This is a genomic window from Nocardia sp. NPDC006982, assembly GCF_042869435.1.
In the GTDB taxonomy this organism is placed as follows: Bacteria; Actinomycetota; Actinomycetes; order Mycobacteriales; family Mycobacteriaceae; genus Nocardia.
The window spans coordinates 86235-102854 of the sequence record NZ_JBIAFV010000004.1; the positions used below are offsets into that span (position 1 = coordinate 86235).

Annotated in this window: 17 protein-coding genes; 10 read left to right on the forward strand and 7 right to left on the reverse strand. The window is 65.9% G+C overall.

What is annotated here, in order from left to right:
- Positions 1-60 precede the first annotated feature (60 nt).
- The gene (locus ACFYOW_RS17370; RefSeq protein WP_387288984.1) at positions 61-1128 is read left to right on the forward strand and encodes an alpha/beta hydrolase; all 1068 of its coding nucleotides are present in this window, start codon (positions 61-63) and stop codon (positions 1126-1128) included.
- Here ACFYOW_RS17370 and ACFYOW_RS17375 read toward each other — a convergent pair.
- The 3 genes from ACFYOW_RS17375 to map form a co-directional block, all read right to left on the reverse strand.
- Entirely contained in the window at positions 1108-1671 is a 564-nt protein-coding gene (locus tag ACFYOW_RS17375; RefSeq protein ID WP_387288985.1) for an alpha/beta hydrolase, read from the reverse strand. The two genes, ACFYOW_RS17370 and ACFYOW_RS17375, sit on opposite strands and share 21 nt — an antisense overlap.
- Before the next feature lie 93 nt (positions 1672-1764).
- Positions 1765-3294: a cobyric acid synthase gene (locus ACFYOW_RS17380; RefSeq protein ID WP_387290031.1), complete on the reverse strand. Its 1530-nt coding sequence runs from the start codon at positions 3292-3294 to the stop codon at positions 1765-1767.
- A 127-nt stretch (positions 3295-3421) separates the two neighbouring features.
- Complete coding sequence (gene map / locus ACFYOW_RS17385; RefSeq protein ID WP_387288987.1) at positions 3422-4285, reverse strand: type I methionyl aminopeptidase; 864 nt, start codon at positions 4283-4285, stop codon at positions 3422-3424.
- A 143-nt stretch (positions 4286-4428) separates the two neighbouring features.
- On the opposite strand from map, the gene ACFYOW_RS17390 reads away from it, so the two are divergent.
- Positions 4429-5439: an LLM class flavin-dependent oxidoreductase gene (locus ACFYOW_RS17390; protein WP_387288989.1), complete on the forward strand. Its 1011-nt coding sequence runs from the start codon at positions 4429-4431 to the stop codon at positions 5437-5439.
- Positions 5440-5446: 7 nt separating this feature from the next.
- On the opposite strand, the gene ACFYOW_RS17395 is transcribed toward ACFYOW_RS17390, so the two are convergent.
- Both ACFYOW_RS17395 and ACFYOW_RS17400 read right to left on the reverse strand, forming a co-directional pair.
- Positions 5447-5995 carry a hypothetical protein gene (locus tag ACFYOW_RS17395; RefSeq protein WP_387288991.1) on the reverse strand — a complete coding sequence of 183 codons (549 nt, stop codon included), beginning with the start codon at positions 5993-5995 and terminating at the stop codon, positions 5447-5449.
- Between the two features lie 123 nt (positions 5996-6118).
- Complete coding sequence (locus ACFYOW_RS17400) at positions 6119-6841, reverse strand: GntR family transcriptional regulator (protein ID WP_387290034.1); 723 nt, start codon at positions 6839-6841, stop codon at positions 6119-6121.
- Positions 6842-6976: 135 nt separating this feature from the next.
- Here ACFYOW_RS17400 and ACFYOW_RS17405 point away from each other — a divergent pair, with 135 nt between their 5' ends.
- From ACFYOW_RS17405 to ACFYOW_RS17435, 7 genes are all read left to right on the forward strand, one after another.
- A complete protein-coding gene (locus tag ACFYOW_RS17405; RefSeq protein WP_387288993.1) occupies positions 6977-8104 on the forward strand; it encodes a TIGR03364 family FAD-dependent oxidoreductase in 1128 nt (375 codons plus the stop codon).
- 9 nt (positions 8105-8113) lie between these two features.
- A complete protein-coding gene (locus ACFYOW_RS17410; RefSeq protein ID WP_387288995.1) occupies positions 8114-8800 on the forward strand; it encodes a phosphonatase-like hydrolase in 687 nt (228 codons plus the stop codon).
- Between the two features lie 62 nt (positions 8801-8862).
- A complete protein-coding gene (locus tag ACFYOW_RS17415; protein WP_387288997.1) occupies positions 8863-9936 on the forward strand; it encodes a 2-aminoethylphosphonate ABC transporter substrate-binding protein in 1074 nt (357 codons plus the stop codon).
- 27 nt (positions 9937-9963) lie between these two features.
- On the forward strand, positions 9964-11151 hold the full coding sequence (locus tag ACFYOW_RS17420) for an ABC transporter ATP-binding protein (protein ID WP_387288999.1): 1188 nt from the start codon (positions 9964-9966) through the stop codon (positions 11149-11151).
- 175 nt (positions 11152-11326) lie between these two features.
- Positions 11327-12220 (forward strand): 2-aminoethylphosphonate ABC transporter permease subunit, encoded by an 894-nt coding sequence (locus tag ACFYOW_RS17425; protein ID WP_387289001.1) that lies wholly within the window; start codon positions 11327-11329, stop codon positions 12218-12220.
- A 2-nt stretch (positions 12221-12222) separates the two neighbouring features.
- Positions 12223-13020: an ABC transporter permease gene (locus tag ACFYOW_RS17430; RefSeq protein ID WP_387289003.1), complete on the forward strand. Its 798-nt coding sequence runs from the start codon at positions 12223-12225 to the stop codon at positions 13018-13020.
- Positions 13021-13038: 18 nt separating this feature from the next.
- Entirely contained in the window at positions 13039-13635 is a 597-nt protein-coding gene (locus ACFYOW_RS17435) for a DUF4126 domain-containing protein (protein WP_387289005.1), read from the forward strand.
- Here ACFYOW_RS17435 and ACFYOW_RS17440 read toward each other — a convergent pair.
- Positions 13632-14267 (reverse strand): class I SAM-dependent methyltransferase, encoded by a 636-nt coding sequence (locus ACFYOW_RS17440; protein WP_387289007.1) that lies wholly within the window; start codon positions 14265-14267, stop codon positions 13632-13634. The two genes, ACFYOW_RS17435 and ACFYOW_RS17440, sit on opposite strands and share 4 nt — an antisense overlap.
- A gap of 194 nt (positions 14268-14461) precedes the next feature.
- On the opposite strand from ACFYOW_RS17440, the gene ACFYOW_RS17445 reads away from it, so the two are divergent.
- Positions 14462-15667, forward strand: a complete 1206-nt coding sequence (locus ACFYOW_RS17445; protein ID WP_387289009.1) for a cytochrome P450 — start codon at positions 14462-14464, stop codon at positions 15665-15667.
- Here ACFYOW_RS17445 and ACFYOW_RS17450 read toward each other — a convergent pair.
- Entirely contained in the window at positions 15633-16610 is a 978-nt protein-coding gene (locus ACFYOW_RS17450) for an AraC family transcriptional regulator (protein WP_387289011.1), read from the reverse strand. The genes ACFYOW_RS17445 and ACFYOW_RS17450 overlap by 35 nt on opposite strands.
- Positions 16611-16620 lie beyond the last annotated feature (10 nt).

Consider the following 16620-nt stretch of genomic DNA (forward strand, 5'->3'; position numbering starts at 1 on the left):
ATAGATTCCTTCCTGGGTTCGACCTTCGAAACCGCGCTGACGTCGCCTAGATTGATCCTTGTGACGAATAAAGCTTCGCTCAGCGTGTCCGATATCACCGCCCCGGCAGCCGAGCGATGGCAGCCCGATGTCCTCGGTGCGGGCTATCAGCAGCGCAGTCTGCCGCTCGGTCCGGACCCCGATGGTGAGGGCGAGGCCGTCGCGACCCTCGTTCGCTACACCCCCGACACCGTTGCCGCCACCACCGAACCCGCGGTGCTGTACGTCCACGGTTTCACCGACTACTTCTTCCAGCAGCATCTGGCCGAACACTTCGCCGGGCGCGGACATCGCTTCTACGCGCTGGATCTGCGCAAGTGCGGTCGCTCGCTGCGCGACGGCCAGACGCCGCACTACGTCACCGATCTGGCGCTCTACGACGCCGAGCTGAACGAGTCGCTGCGCATCGTCCAGGAAGAGGCGGGCGACAACGTGCTGTTGGTCGCGCATTCGACCGGCGGACTCATCGTGTCGCTCTGGCTGAACCGCCTCAACAAGGCGAAGGGCACGGCCAAGTCCGGCATTGTCGGGCTCGTGCTCAACAGTCCCTGGTTCGATCTGCAGGGCCCGTCGTACTACCGGACCATCGGCACCCCGGTGATCAAGATGCTCGGCCGGATCCGGTCGATGGTCGAGCTACCCGGCAACAAGATCAGCTCCTACGGCGACAGCCTGCACCACAGCGTCGCGGGCGAGTGGGATTACAACCTGGACTGGAAGCCGCTGGCGGGCTTCCCGGTCCGGCTCGGCTGGCTGCGCGCGATCCGCAACGGGCACGCCCAACTGCAGGCGGGGCTCTCGGTCGGCGTGCCCGCGTTGATTCTGCGTTCGCGCATCACGAAATTCGCGCGCAAATACGGTCCGGCCGTGGATGTGGCGGATGCGGTGCTCGATGTGCGTCAGATCCAGCGCTGGTCGGGCTGCCTCGGTGATCGGACCAATATCGTTCCGATCGACGGCGCCCGCCACGATGTCTTCCTGTCCTCGGCCGAACCGCTGGCCAAGGCCTTCGCCGAACTCGACAGCTGGCTCGACTGGCTGGCGGCCTTCCATCGGAAGACCGCCGGATCACCAGAGGCTGGTGCGTAGCACGATCTCGGTGGCCAATTCGTGGTCGGCCTCGGTCGCCACATTGTCGACGTCGATCTCCACGACCCGGAATTCGCCGTAGACGAAGCGCCCGGAGGCATCCGCGACCGAACGCGGCAGATTCTTGGTGACCAGCACGGTGGCGGCGACCTCGACCGGACGACACGTGGGGTCCGCGACGGTGCCGTCGGCAGCCGGAATCGCGGGATGGCCGCGATCGGCGACGACAAGGCTGATGAACCGGCCGAAACCGCCCGCGCAGACCTGCCAGCCAAGCTGCGCGCCCGCGCCGCGTCCTGCGACATTCACCCAGGGGATGCCGAGTTCGTCGAGGATGGCGTGCACGCCCGCCGGATCCAGGTCCGCTATCGATTCCACCGCAATGGTGCGCAGGTCCGAGGTGTGCAGCCGCGCGCACACCTGGTCGTAGACGTCGACCGGATCACCGGCATCGGGCAACAGCAGCACGCTGTGCCGAGACTCCGGGCCGTCGACCCGTACGGTCCATGCCCGGTCACCGACCGTGATCCGCCGAGATTTCATGCCGGAGTACGGTACACGTCCTAATTGAACGGAACCGCGTGTCCGTTACCCGCGAGTCAGGAACGTAAACATTTCGGTGGCTGTACGGGCTGGTCAGAGTGGTGTGCTGCCGACTCCCAGGCCGGAGACGATGGTGGGGAGATCAACAGGTGCACCGTCGGTGAGCAGGCGTTCGATGTGGGCGATGTCGAGGTGCTGTTCGATCAGGTCGGCGAGCAGGTCGAGTTGGGACGAGCGGATCGCGGCTACCGAAGTATTTTCGGCGACGACGAAACCATGCCGTCCGGCGCGGGCGGCGACCCCACGGAGCCAGGAGCGACGGAACTCATCCGATTCCAGCAGGCCGTGCAGGTGGGTGCCCCAGATCGCGTCGCGCGCAGTGCCCTCTGCGGTCGGCGAGCTGTCCAGCTCCAGCCAGGACGGATCACCGCTGCGCTCGACGCGACCATGGTGAATCTCGTAGCCGTGCACGGGGATTCCGTTACCCCGCCCGGTGCTGCGTCGCAGCACCTTTGGGTCGGCGAATTCGATCTCCAGATCGAGCAGGCCCAGACCCGCGACCGTCCCGGCATCCGATTCGACCCGGTCGACGATGCGACTCCCGAGCATCTGATATCCGCCGCAGATGCCGAGGATCGGCCGCCCGGATGCCGCTCTGGCCTGTAGTGCATCGGCGATTCCGGTGCGCCGCAACCACTCCAGATCCGAGACGGTCGCCTTACTGCCCGGCAGCACCACCAGATCGGCATCGGTCAGCCGGGACGGTTCGCCGACCCAGCGCACCGCGACACCGGGCTCACAGGCCAACGCTTCGATATCGGTGGAATTGGAGATGCGCGGCAGACGGATCGCGGCGACCGTGAGCCATTCGGCGCCGACCGGCGGGCTGGGACGGCCGACCGGCGCGTCGGCGACCGTGCCGAGCGAGTCCTCCGCGTCGATCCACAGTTCGTCCGCGTAGGGAACGACGCCGAGTGTGCGGCGTCCGGTCAGCTCGGTGAGCCGGTCGAGTCCGGGACGCAGCAATTCGACATCGCCGCGGAACTTGTTGACGATGAAGCCGGAGATCAGTTGCTGGTCTTCGGGCTCGAGGACGGCCACGGTGCCGAACAGGTGCGCGAGCACGCCGCCGCGGTCGATATCGCCGACCACGAGCACCGGCAGTCGCGCCGCCCGGGCGAGCCCCATATTCGCCAGATCGGTCGCGCGCAGGTTGATTTCGGCGGGCGAACCGGCGCCCTCGCAGATCACCACATCGAATTCGGCGCGCAGCGAATCCAGTTCGGCGGCAACGACTTCGCGTATATCCTGGCGATGCTGGAAATAGTCACGCGCGCCGACGGTGCCGATGGCCTTGCCGCGCACCACGAGTTGGGAGCGTCGGTCGCTGCCGGGTTTGAGTAGGACCGGATTGAATCGGACGCTCGGCTCGAGCCCGCACGCCGCCGCCTGCAGGGCCTGCGCGCGACCGATCTCGCCGCCGTCGAGGGTGACCACCGAATTGTTGGACATGTTCTGCGCCTTGAACGGCGCGACTCGAACGCCGCGCCGGGCGAGCAAGCGGCAAAGTCCGGCCACCACAACGCTTTTCCCGGCATCGGAGGTTGTTCCGGCGATCAGCATCGCGCCCGTCACTGCGCCGGTCACGGCGCGAGCCTGCGCGGTCCACACGTCACGGCAAAGTCAGAATTTCGGCGCCCGTGTCGATCACGACCCAACAGCGCGAGCTTCGAACTGCGCGGTCCACACGTCACGGCAAGGTCAGAATTTCGGCGCCCGTGTCGGTCACGACCAGTGTGTGTTCGAACTGCGCCGTCCACTTGCGGTCCTTGGTGACCACGGTCCAGCCGTCGTCCCAGATCTCGTAGTCGATACCGCCGAGGTTGATCATCGGCTCGATGGTGAAGGTCATACCGGGCTCGATGACCGATTCGATGGCGGGCTGGTCGTAGTGCAGGATGACCAGGCCGCTGTGGAAGGTGGGGCCGACGCCGTGCCCGGTGAAATCGCGCACTACGCCGTAGCCGAAGCGGTTGGCGTAGGACTCGATGACGCGCCCGATCACATTGAGCGCCCGGCCCGGCCGTACCGCCTTGATCGCCCGCATGGTCGCCTCGTGCGTGCGCTCGACCAGCAGTCGCACCTCCTCGTCGACATCACCGGCCAGGAAGGTCTTATTGGTGTCCCCGTGCACGCCGTCGATGTAGGCGGTCACGTCGATATTGACGATGTCACCGTCCTGGATCACCGTCGAATCCGGAATGCCGTGGCAGATCACCTCGTTCAGCGAGGTGCAGCACGATTTCGGAAAACCCTTGTACCCCAACGTCGATGGGTAGGCACCGTGATCGCACATGAACTCGTGTGCGATCCGGTCCAGCTCATCGGTGGTGACACCGGGCGCGACCGCCTTGCCCGCCTCCTCGAGCGCCTGCGCCGCGATCTTGCCCGCGATCCGCATCTTCTCGATGGTCTCGGCGGTCTGCACCCAGGGTTCACGGCCCTCGTTCACGGTCTTCTTCCACGCATACTCCGGACGCTCGATCGAGCGCGGAACCTCACGGGTGGGCGAGAGCGTGCCGGGAACAAGCGGCTGGCGGGTACGCACTGACATGGAACAAGAGTATCCGCACCGGTCATCGCGCACTGTCCTTGCCTGCGCCGCGAACGCGCGGTCAACCGAAGGAATAGTCGCGGACCACGGTCCGTTTAGGCTAGTGGTTGACGTAGAAACTTCACACGAACAGGACTCGAGCTGTGGAACTGGGACTCACGACTTTCGCGGAGCTGTACCCGGTCGGCGACCGACCGGCGCCCACCGCGGCCGAACGGCTGCGCGAGGTGGTGGACGAGGCGGTCGCCACCGAGCGCGCCGGACTCGACGTCTATGGCGTCGGCGAACATCACCGCAAGGATTTCGCGGCATCCGCGCCGGCGGTCGTGCTGGCCGCGATCGCGGCACGGACCGAGCGCATCCAGCTGACCAGCGCGGTCAGCGTGCTGAGCTCGGACGATCCGGTACGGGTGTACCAGGATTTCGCTACGCTGGACGGACTCTCGAACGGTCGCGCCGAGCTGATGGCCGGACGCGGTTCGTTCACCGAGAGCTTCCCCCTGTTCGGTTACGACCTGAGCGACTATGACGAGCTCTTCGAGGAGAAGCTGGCGCTGCTGCTGCACATTCGCGCGGACGAGCCGGTGACCTGGAACGGCAAATTCCGTGCCCCGCTGCGCGATGCGGTGATCTACCCGCGCACCGACGACCGGCCGCTGCCGGTCTGGATCGCGGTGGGCGGCAGCCCGGAATCCGTGGTTCGCGCCGGGCTGCTCGGCCTCCCGCTGGCGATCGCGATCATCGGCGGCCAACCCGCACGCTTCAAGCCGCTGGTCGATCTCTACCACCGGGCACTCGAAGAGGGCGGCCACGAGAAGCAGCCAGTGGCGGTACACGCGCACGGCTATATCGCCGATACCGACGAGCAGGCCGTCGCCGACTTCTACGCGCCGTACGCCGGAGCGATGAGCACCATTGGGCGCGAACGCGGTTGGGGCCCGATGACCCACGCACAGTTCGATGCCCTGCGCTCTCAGAGCGGTTCCCTCTTCGTCGGCACCCCGGACTACGTCGCGGAAAAGATCACCGACATCCGCGACACCCTCGGCCTGGACCGCTTCATGCTGCACACCAGCGTCGGCACCCTGCCGCACGAAAAGGTGCTGCACAATATCGAATTGCTCGGCGCGAAGGTCGCACCGCAGGTGCGCTGAAGGACCCTCACGAGGTAAGGACATTCTCCTGGTGCCGTGGTTGTGGCGTCGGAAGCGCGGTGCGAATTCCCAAATCGGGTCGCGCGCAGGCATAGAAGCGGTCCCTGGCTTCCGACGCCGTCGCGAGTGCCAGTCCAACAGCCTCCGCGGAGACCGACCGATCGGTGTGCAGTAGCCGCAGGTCCCACGCCTTCTGCTGCCAGGTCCGCGCCGCCGCCACGGTCGGACCGTCGGCGAGCAGGAGTATCGCTTCGAGCAGGTCAGCGCGGGCGTCTTCGGCCGCGACCAGCATCGGCCAGCCTTCCGACAGTTCCAATGTTTCATGCCCCGGCCACAGTTGCGGATGTCTGGCCGCCGCCATCTTGATGTGCAGCCGAACCTCGTGCTTGATCGCCGCGGCGAAGGCGACGTAGGCCTCCCGCCGAGCGCCGTCCCATCGTGTCGCATGCTGGCGGTCCCACTGCAAGCGGTCCTTGCGGATGTTGAAGTAGTAACCGATCCAGGCCGAGGTGGTACCGGTCACGATCGCGATCGCAGCACTGTAGAGGGCAAACACCGGCACAGCGTAGTTGGCCGACCATCCACGCGCGCAACAGATCTCGGCCGCAGCGGTCGCACTCGCGCCGCGCGGTACCGAGGCTCGAGCCGTCGCGGCGAGCGGTGGATGTAGCCCAGGGGCCTATCCGCCGAGTTGCGCTTCGAAGGCGATGCGGTCGCCCCGGTAGAGCGCGCGGACGCGTTCGACGGGCGCACCCTGTTGGTCCACGCTGCGCCGGTGCAGGAGTAGCAGCGGTAGGGCCGTGGTGCACTCGAGCAGGGCGGCCTCGCGCGGGGAGGCGAGGACGGTTTCGATGCGTTCGGTGGCCTTGCCGAGTACCACGCCCGAGGCGCGCACCGCCGCATAGAGCGATGTCGTCGGATCGTAGGTATCCCGTAGGCGACCGAACCGGTCGAGGGGCATGAAGGTGCTCTCCAGGCCGATGCGTTCGCCGTCGGCGAGGAGTACGCGTTCCAGGTGCATGACCGGGGTGCCCAGGGTGAGCCCTAGGTCACGGGCGGTATCGGCGTCAGCGGGCACGTCGTCCCAGCCGACCAGCAGGCGGCCCGGCACGCGTCCGTGACTGATGGCCCCCTCGGTGTAGGAACGCAGCGACAGCGGCTGCACCATCTTCGGCCGGGACACCACGGTCCCCCGGCCCTGGCGGCGGATTCGGCCCTCCACCAATAGATCTCGCAGCGCCTGCCGGACGGTTTCGCGGGCGACCTCGAATCGAACCGCGAGGTCGCGCTCGGAGGGGACGGGGTCGCCCTCCTCCAGATCGGTCAGCAGCTGCTCGAGTTCGGTGCGCACCAGGTACGACTTCGGCAGCCGCGGCGCCGAATCGATGCGCCCGCCGCGCATTTCATCGGCCTCGGCTCTCGTCGCACCTGATGTGTCCATACCGACAGCCTACCCCGAATTGGTCTATACCAATTGTTAACCCAGCGTTCGCGCGGGCAACACTCGTTGGTCTAGACCATTGCGCACTATGTATTCATGCGATTGGTCATCATCGGCGGCGGAATCCTCGGCACCGCGCACGCCCTGGCCGCCATCGGCCGTGGTCACGAGGTCGTGCAGCTGGAGCGGGAGCCCGAGGCACGCGGTGCGACGGTGCGCAATTTCGGCCTGGTGTGGGTTTCCGGACGCTCGGCCACCGAACTGGACTTCACGCTGCGCTCCCGGCAACTGTGGGAGGAAATCGGTGGCAAGGTGCCCGGTGTCGGATTCCGGCCCGCCGGATCGATCACGCTGGTGCGCACCCCCACCGAGCTCGCGGTCGCCGAGGCCGCCGCGGCGAGCCCACATACCGCTGCACGCGGCTTCGAACTGCTCGAACCCGAACAGGTGCGCGCGATCAATCCGGCCCTGCGCGGCAAATTCCTTGCCGGACTGCACTGTTCGACCGATGCCGCCGTCGAATCACGGCAGGCACTGCCCGCGCTGCGCGCATATCTGACCGCATCGGACCGCTACACCTTCCATGCGAGCACCGAGGCGCGTCAGGTCACCGATACTGGCTCCGGCGCAACGGTTCTCGACGATTATGGCCGCACCTTCGAAGCAGATCTGGTGTTGGTCTGTCCGGGCGCCGCGCATACCGGCCTGACCCGCGAACTCGTCGGCACCATCCCGGTGCGCCGAGTCCGGCTGCAGATGATGCAGACCGCACCGCTCGGCGAGCCACTGACCACCGCGATCGCCGACGGCGACAGCTTCCGCTACTACCCGGGCTTCGCCGGTCCGGAGTTGGACGTGCTGAACGCGGAACAATCGCAGACCGCGATCGCCGCCGAGCACAGGATGCAGCTGCTGTGTGTACAGCGCCTCAACGGTGGTCTCACCATCGGCGACACCCACGAATACGAGGAACCCTTCACCTTCGATGTGGACGAGGAACCGTACGAACACCTCACCGCTATCACCGAAGAGCTGCTGGGACGCAAACTCCCGCAGGTGGTGCGGCGCTGGGCGGGCGTCTACAGCCAGAGCATCGATCCAGCCACCATCGTGACCCGCGCGAAGGCCGATGCGCACATCTGGGTCGTCACCGGTCCGGGCGGCCGCGGCATGACCCTCGGCCCCGCGATCGGCGCGGAAACCGCCGACCTGCTGAATCTCTGAGGAGCACTCGTGTCGGATACGAACATCACCCTCGCCGTCCTGGATATGGCGGGCACCACGGTCGCCGACGGCGGACTGGTACTGCGCGCCTTCGATGCCGCCGTAACCAGTGCCGGTATCGAAAACGAAGGGCCGCAACGCGATAGGGCCCGCCAGTATGTGCTCGACACAATGGGTCAGTCGAAGATCGCGGTCTTCCGGGCCCTGCTCGGCGACGAGGAGCGCGCACGGGCCGCCAACCTCGCGTTCGAGTCCGCCTATGACGCACTGATCGACGAGGTCGATATCACTCCGATTCCCGGTGCGGCCGACGCGATTTCCGCACTGCGGGCGGCGAGAGTCAAGGTCGCGCTCACCACGGGCTTCAGCCGCACTACTCGGGATCGGCTGCTGAATGCGTTGGGCTGGAACGAGATCGCCGATCTGACGCTGTCCCCCGCAGATGCCGGACGCGGCCGCCCGTACCCGGACATGATCCTGACCGCGCTGCTGCGGCTCGGTATCGATGCCGTGGATCAGGTTGCGGTACTCGGTGATACGACCAGCGATATCGCCAGTGGTCTGGCCGCGGGTGCGCGAATCGTCGCGGGGACGCTCACCGGCGCACATGACGCAGCGCAGTTGCGTGCGGCGGGAGCCACCCATGTGGTGGCCTCTGTAACCGAATTCGCGGACTTGATCCTCGACCGAACCTGATCGCCCCGAATCCCCCGTCCCTTCGATTCCACACCCGACACGAACCGAAAGTTGCAGTCATCGTGCGTACTTCGAACACGCAGGGCCGTCTGGCACGCACCATTTCCCGGACCGCGCTGGCCGTCGCCGCCGTCACCGCCGTCGCGCTCACCGCGGCCTGTGGCGGCACCGGCACCGACAGCGGCGGCGGCGGCAAAACCATCACTGTGTACTCCGCCGACGGCGTCGGCAGCTGGTACACGACCCAATTCGACGAATTCAAGAAGAAGACGGGCATCTCGGTCAACCTGGTCGAGGCCGGTTCGGGTGAGGTGGTCAACCGGGTGGACAAGGAACAGTCCAACCCGCAGGCCGATGTGCTGGTGACACTGCCGCCGTTCATTCAGAAAGCGAAGAGCTCGGGATTGTTGCAGGACAGCGGAATCGACACCAGCTTCGTCGCGGTCGGCGATAAGGATGCCGACGGCAAGTACGTCACGCTGGCGGGCAACTACCTGTCCTTCATTGCCAATCCGTCGGTCGACACCAGCAATCTCACCTGGGAAGACCTGCTGAAGCCGGAGTTCAAGGGCAAGCTGCAGTATTCGACGCCGGGTCAGGCCGGTGACGGCACCGCGGTGCTGATCCTGCTGCAGAATCTGCTCGGCAAGCAGGGCGCACTGGACTACCTGGCCAAGTTGCAGGCCAATAATGTCGGCCCGTCCTCGTCCACCGGCAAGCTGCAGGCCAAGGTCGACAAGGGTGAGCTGGTTGTCGCCAATGGCGATGTCCAGATGAACCTCACCACCGTTAAGGACAAGGGCTCGAAGTTCAATATCTTCTTCCCGTCCGCCGCCGACGGTAAGCGCTCCACCGTGGCCGTGCCGTACGTAATGGGCCTGGCCAAGGGCGCTCCGCACCAGAGCGAGGCGAAGCAGCTCATGGAGTTCCTGCTCTCGGCCGACGCTCAGAAGTCGCTGCCCGACACCTTCGCGGTGCCTACCCGCAAGGAGTTGCGTGATGCCCCGGCGACCGGTTCCGGTCCCTCGGCCAGCGCCGTGCTCAAAGGAGTCGAGGTCGTGAATGTCGATTGGACCAAGGTGCTTTCGGACCTGGACGCCGATGTGGCGGCTTACAACAAGGCAACCGGGCAGTAGAACCACTGAAACCGAGGAGCCGCAATCATGTCCGTCGGCGACGCGCATCCCAGATCGGTCATTGCAGCCGAAATACTCACCACCGCAACCGAACCCGCGATTGTGTTCGATCGGGTGGGAGTCAGCTACGGCCACGGCCGTAAGACCACGGTCGCACTGACCGATTTCAATCTGCGCGTCGCCGCCGGTGAGACGGTCGCGCTCCTCGGACCGAGCGGTTCGGGCAAGTCGACCGCGCTCGAGGCGCTGGCCGGATTCGTCCGGCCGACCTCGGGTGCGGTGCGGCTGGCCGGGCGCGATGTCACCGACCTGTCGCCCGCCAAGCGCGGGATCGGTGTGGTAGTGCAGTCGTATGCACTGTTTCCGCATATGCGGGTGCACGACAATGTGGCGTTCGGATTGAAGGCGCATCGGGTGCCGCGCAAGGAAATCGACGGGCGCGTGGCCGAAGCCCTGGCAATGGTCGGCATGGCGGCCTATGCCAAGCGGTTGCCGCGTGAACTGTCCGGTGGTCAGCAGCAGCGGGTGGCGATCGCGCGTGCGCTGGCCATCCGGCCGAAGGTGTTGCTGCTCGATGAACCGCTGGCCGCGCTCGATGCCCAGTTGCGGCAGACGATGCTCGGTGAGTTGCAGGAGTTGCGAAAGGCGTTGCCGGATACGGCGATGCTGTATGTCACCCATGATCAGGCCGAGGCGCTGGCCTTGGCGGATCGGATTGCGGTGATGCGCGATGCCCGGCTGGTTGATATCGACACCGCCGAAAATCTGTGGCGGCGACCGCCGAGCGACTTCACGGCGGCTTTCCTCGGTGGCGCAAACCTGTTGCCCTGCATCATGAATCGGGTATCCGGCACTGCAGCGCTGGTTACCGTCGGGACTTTAACGCTGCGGGCCGAGGCACCGGATACCCCCGGCGGTTGGGGCGTGGACGCACCCGGATTGCTTTGTGTGCGTCCGCATACTGTGCAGATCGGTGCCACCTCCGAGCGGAATGCGGTACGCGGCATCGTTGTATCGAATGTGTGGCGTGGGGCTTCGACGCGATTGCGGCTGACGGTCGACGGATTGGGTGACGAGATCACCGCCGATGTGCCCGGCCATCTCGATACCGAGGTCGGCGCGATCGTCGGCGTACGGTTCCCGGACCCGGCGGGAGTCTTGATCCCGTCGACGGCAGGGACTTCGGCCGCGCACGAGCCAGGCGTGCCGAAATGAGGGGCGGCACGATTCCGGGTCGGCGGGGCGCCGTGTTCCCCGTTGTCAGGGGACATCTCCGTTGTCCCGGCGACCACCAGAGCCCAACCGCCGAGTGGGTGCTGGTCTTCGCCGGGATGACGGCGGAACTCACCTCGACGGGCGTGTCGGATCCGGGCGGCAGTGAGGCTCAGGCATGAGCACTTCTGCCCTGCTGGAACCACAGCTCACCGCGAAAGCTCCACCAGTTCAGCGTAATTGGCGGCCGGTGCTGTGGACCCTCCCGCCGCTACTCGTTGTGCTGCTCATCGCGGTGTATCCGATAGTGCGGGTACTCGCCGAATCGACCGAGACCGAGGACGGTCGGGGTACCGCCGTCTGGTCGCAGGTGCTCGGCTCGGAATCGTTCCGTAATGCGTTGTGGCGCACCATTTCCATTGCGGTCTGCTCGACCCTCGGGTGTCTGGTGCTCGGCACGTTTCTCGCGATTGTGCTGGCATTCGTGCCGCTTCCCGGTTCGGCGCTGGTCGGTAGATTGATCGATACGGTGCTCACGCTGCCGTCATTCCTGATCACCTTGGCCTTCACGTTTCTGTACGGCACCGCCGGTGCTGTCAACGCGCTGATCGCCAGGATCACCGGGGACAAGACGCCGGAACTGGATTTCCTGAGCACACCGCTCGGTGTGATCCTCGCCGAAATCACCTTCTTCACGCCGTTCGTGGTACGCCCGCTCCTGGCCGGATTCGCTCAACTGCCGCGCGAACAATTGGATGTGGCGGCCAGCCTCGGCGCATCGCCGTGGCGGGTGCTACGCCGGGTGGTCATGCCGGAGGCATGGCCCGCGCTGGCGGCGGGCGGCAGTCTGGTACTGCTGTTGACGCTCAACGAATTCGGCATCGTGCTGTTCACCGGCGCGAAGGGCGTGACAACCCTGCCCGCGCTGATCTACACCCGCGGCATCGTGACCTTCGACCTGCCGGGCGCGGCAGTACTGGCCTCGGTGCAGGTGCTGCTGTCGCTGAGCCTGTACGTCGGGTACCGGCTGATCTTCGCCCGCTTCGCCGGCCGCCCCGGAAGGGAGAGCTGACCATGCTGGTCTGGACGCGTCGTGGCCGGGGAATCGTGTTGGCGATTTTCGCGCTTGTCGTGGCCGTGGTGTTCGTCGGGCCGATCACCACGGTGGTTGCGGCCGCGCTGGCAGGCAGCTGGACCGGACCGCTGCCCTCGAATCTCGGCGTCGCCAACTTCCGTGCAGCGCTGTCCGGCCAAGAGGCCGCGAGTCTTTCGGTCAGTCTGCAGACCGCACTGCTCTCCGGCGGGGTCGCCCTGATCCTGGGTACCTGGGCCGCACTCGCCGCGTACGATGCCCCCGGCTGGTGGCGCAAACTCACCGACGCGGTCTTCCATCTGCCGGTGGCGGTGCCGTCGGTGGCCATCGGCCTCGGCGTGCTTATCGCATTCAATGAGCGGCCGCTGCTGCTGGGCGGCACCAAATGGATTGTCATAGTGGCACATTCGGTGCTGGTGCTGGCCTACGCCTTCAGCGCGGTCTCGGCCGCACTCGACCGGCTCGATCCCGCCTACCGGCAGGCCGCGGAATCCCTCGGTGCGGGTCCGGTTCGGGTGCTGTTCCAGGTCACGCTGCCGCTACTGCTGCCCGCACTCGGCGCTGCCGCGGGTTTGGCGATCGCGCTGTCGATGGGCGAGCTCGGCGCGACCGTCATGGTTTATCCGGCCACCTGGAAAACATTGCCGGTCACCATTTTCGGGCTCACCGATCGCGGTGAGGTATTCGATGCGGCCGCGAGTACCTGCCTGCTGTTGGCGGTGACACTGGTCGCTTTGGTCGCACTCGGTCGGCTGCGTGGTCGCGCCGCGCTGCGCTGAGCACCATACGATGGCCCCATGTCAGCACTGCCCCTGATCTTCACCGCGGGCTGGGCGAGCGGGGTCAATGCCTATGCGGTGGTCCTGCTGCTCGGCATCTTCGGCGTGACCGGCCTGTCCGATGAGGTGCCGGACGCGCTGCAGCGCACCGATGTGCTGATCGCGGCCGGTGTGTTGTTCCTCATCGAGGCCGTCGCGGACAAGGTCCCCTATCTCGACAGCTTCTGGGATGCGGTACACACCATCGTGCGCCCGGCATCAGGTGCGGTCGTCGCGGCACTGCTTGCCGGCCAGGACGGATCGCTGCCCCAACTGGCGGCCGGTGCGGTCGGCGGAACCACCGCCCTGGCAAGCCATCTCGTGAAGGCCGGAACACGGATGGCGATCAACACCTCGCCCGAGCCCGCGAGCAATATCGTCATGAGCCTCGTGGAGGATCTGACCGTCGGCGGCATCGTCACCATCGCGGTCTTCCACCCGGCCGTAGCGGCCGTCTGCGCGGGCACACTGCTGCTGATCGGCGTGCTTTTGGTCTATCTGCTGGCGAGTCGAATCCGCCGCTACCGCATTCGCCGCAGACAACGGCGCGAGGCCAAACGCATGGCGGCCGTCTAGGCGGGTTTGCGCCACACCAACGAGTAGCGCCAGAAGACCAGCCGTCGCACCCGCGCACCCGGCAGAACCGCCGCGACCCGCGCCCGCACCTGCCGTGTCGTCAGCGGCGGATCGAGCACAACCGGCATGACATCATGGGTCTCCTCGACCGCATACCAACTTCCCCGCCCACGCGCCCGAAGAATCCGAAACACCATCCCGAACAACCGATGCCCGATCACCGCCACCAACTCGACGGGCAATTCCCGAAGCAGATCGGGCCGCGGCAATGCCACCGCAGCGATCACACCACCCGGCCGCACCGCCGCTGCCAACACCGGCAGCACCTCATCGAGCGGCATATGGTGCAACGTGCTGATCGACACGATCGCGTCATAGGCGCCCTCGGCCAGCGGCTCCGTCAACACATCCCCGAGGATGCAACCGACATTGTCCGGCGTCGCCTGCTTCGCGGCATCGATCATCACCGGTGACCGATCAATCGCATCGACCTGCTCGACCCGCCGCGCAAGTTCCCCCGCGAAAGCCCCGGCCCCACAACCGACGTCCAACACCCGAGTACACGGGGTGGGCAGCTGCCGTATCAGAAACCGTTGGTAGTACGCGTTGTGACTCCACTTGAACTTGCTCATCCAGCACACCCTGCCACGCGTCTGCCGAAAGTACTTCCGCGCCCGAAATTATGTTCCGGTCGCGGCGAAATTCCGTTGCGGAGCAGAGGTTATCGATCGGGTGCGCCACGGCGTGGCGGCTGATCGACACTGACCTTGCACGAACTCGGATGGACGGGGATGCCATCCGTCGATCACACCAATTTGGAGACAGAATGTCCGAGTCGGTCATCCAGCTGCCCACCGACGGCGAAACGGTTATCGAAACCTATGAGCGAATCGCTCGACGCGGGACGCTGGTTCCGGTCGAGTTGGCCGGCGGCGTCGCCGCCTGGAGCGCTGCGAGCTACCAGGCGGTGAGTGAAGTACTCGCCGGTGACGGCACAATCTTCAGCAAGAACGCCAAGAACTGTCCGGCCCTGCACGACGGCACCATTCCGGCCGACTGGCCGATGCGTGCGCTGACCGATATCGACCATATGCTGAACAAGGACGGCGAGGACCACCGGCGGTTACGCAAGACGATCAGCGCCGCCTTCACACCGGCTCGGGTGGCCGGACTAGAGCCCCGGATTCATCAGATCGCCACCGAGATCATCGATGACTTCGCCGACGAGCCGGGCGAATTCGATCTCGTCCCGCGCTTCACCACGCCGTTTCCGGTGCGGGTGATCTGTGAACTGTTCGGTGTGGAGAAGGCCGATCGGTCCCGAATCCGGGACTGGTCCACCACGATCGTGTCGCACACCAGCACCATCGAGCAGATGCAGACGGCCATGGGCGAGATGATCGCGTTTTTCACCGAGCTCATCGAAGGCAAGCGGCGCGAGCCGGGCGACGATATGACCTCCGCCCTGATTGCAGCCAATACCGACAATCTGACCACCGACGAGCTGGTCAATATGTTGTGGTTGGTGATCGTGGCCGGACACGAGACGACGGTGCACCTGCTGGCCAATGCGATCATCGCCCTCAGCGAGAACCCCACGCAGCTGGAAAAGGCGCGCACCGAGGACCGCTGGGCGGATGTGGTCGAGGAGGCACTGCGATACCGGTCCCCGGTGTACAGCGCCAATCTTCGCTACGCCCAGCAGGATGTCACCATCGCGGGCGTGGACCTGCCGAAGGGGGCGATCGTCATCTGGAACGGCAATGTCGGACGGGACCCGGACCGATACCCGAACGCCGATGTCTTCGATATCGATCACGATCACCGCGGTCAGCTGGCCTTCGGCCGCGGGCCGCACATCTGCCTCGGCGCTCCGCTGGCCCGGCTGGAAGCGCGCATCGCGCTGTCCACACTGTTCAACCGCTTCCCGCAGTTGCGCCTGGCGGGTGACTCAGCGTCACTGCAGGTCAGTCCGCAGATCCTGACCGCAGGCCCGCTCACTCTGCCGGTGCGGTTGCATCCGGACGAGTGATCACCGGTGCCGGCTGGTTGGTGGTCTCGGCCAGCCGGCGTTTGCGGAAGTCCCTCGGGGTTTCGCCGTAGCGCGTCTTGAACGCGGCGGAGAACCAGGTGACGGTGAATCCGCTGCGCGCGGCGATTTCGCCGATTGTCAATGTCGTGCTCGGGCTTTCGAGCATGGCGCGCGCCGCACGCAGTGATTCATCCTGACGCACTTCACGATACGTGGTTCCGGCTTGCTCCAACGCCGTGCGCAACTGCCGTGGCGACCAGCTCAATGCCCGAGCCACCGCGGCCAGCCGGAGGTCGGCGACGCCGGTATTCTCACGCACATACCGGCGCACGGCCTCGGCTGTCTCGGCCAGCTGGGGCCGCTGCGGGGTGCTGTCGCCCATGGCCATCATGCACAGCAGTTCGGTGGTCCGGTCGCAAACCGCGTTGAATTGCCTACCCGTGAGCCGGGATCGCTCGGCATGGGTGTCGCGGATCATGCTCCGGGTGATGCGTCCGAGTCCGGAGTCGAGATCGAATACCGGACGGCGCGCGCCGAGGGGTGATATCGCGTGGTCGACCTCGGTGCGTGGGATCTGGAAGCCGAATGCCACCGAGCTGGGCACCCCCAGCCGCAGGGTCTGATCCAAACCCATCAGCACCGCCTGACCCGGTGCGATACAAGTGATTTCGCGATCATCGGCGACCGTGAATGTGCCGCGCTCCGGGACCACCAGCCAGTAGAAGTTATCGGCAGGTGCCCTGCGGATATTCGACGGCGTGCGGAAGGCCAGCCGATCACCGGGCTGATCCCAGCGCAGCAGGTTGTAGCTCCCCGCGTGCTGGGTGATCAGCGTGACCTGCCACCGGTTCCGGTCGCGATACCGATGATCCATCGGAACGATGCTGTTCGCCACGGCGGTCCATTCATCGACGCCGGTCACCTGCAGTTCGTCATATCTCATGCCGACACCC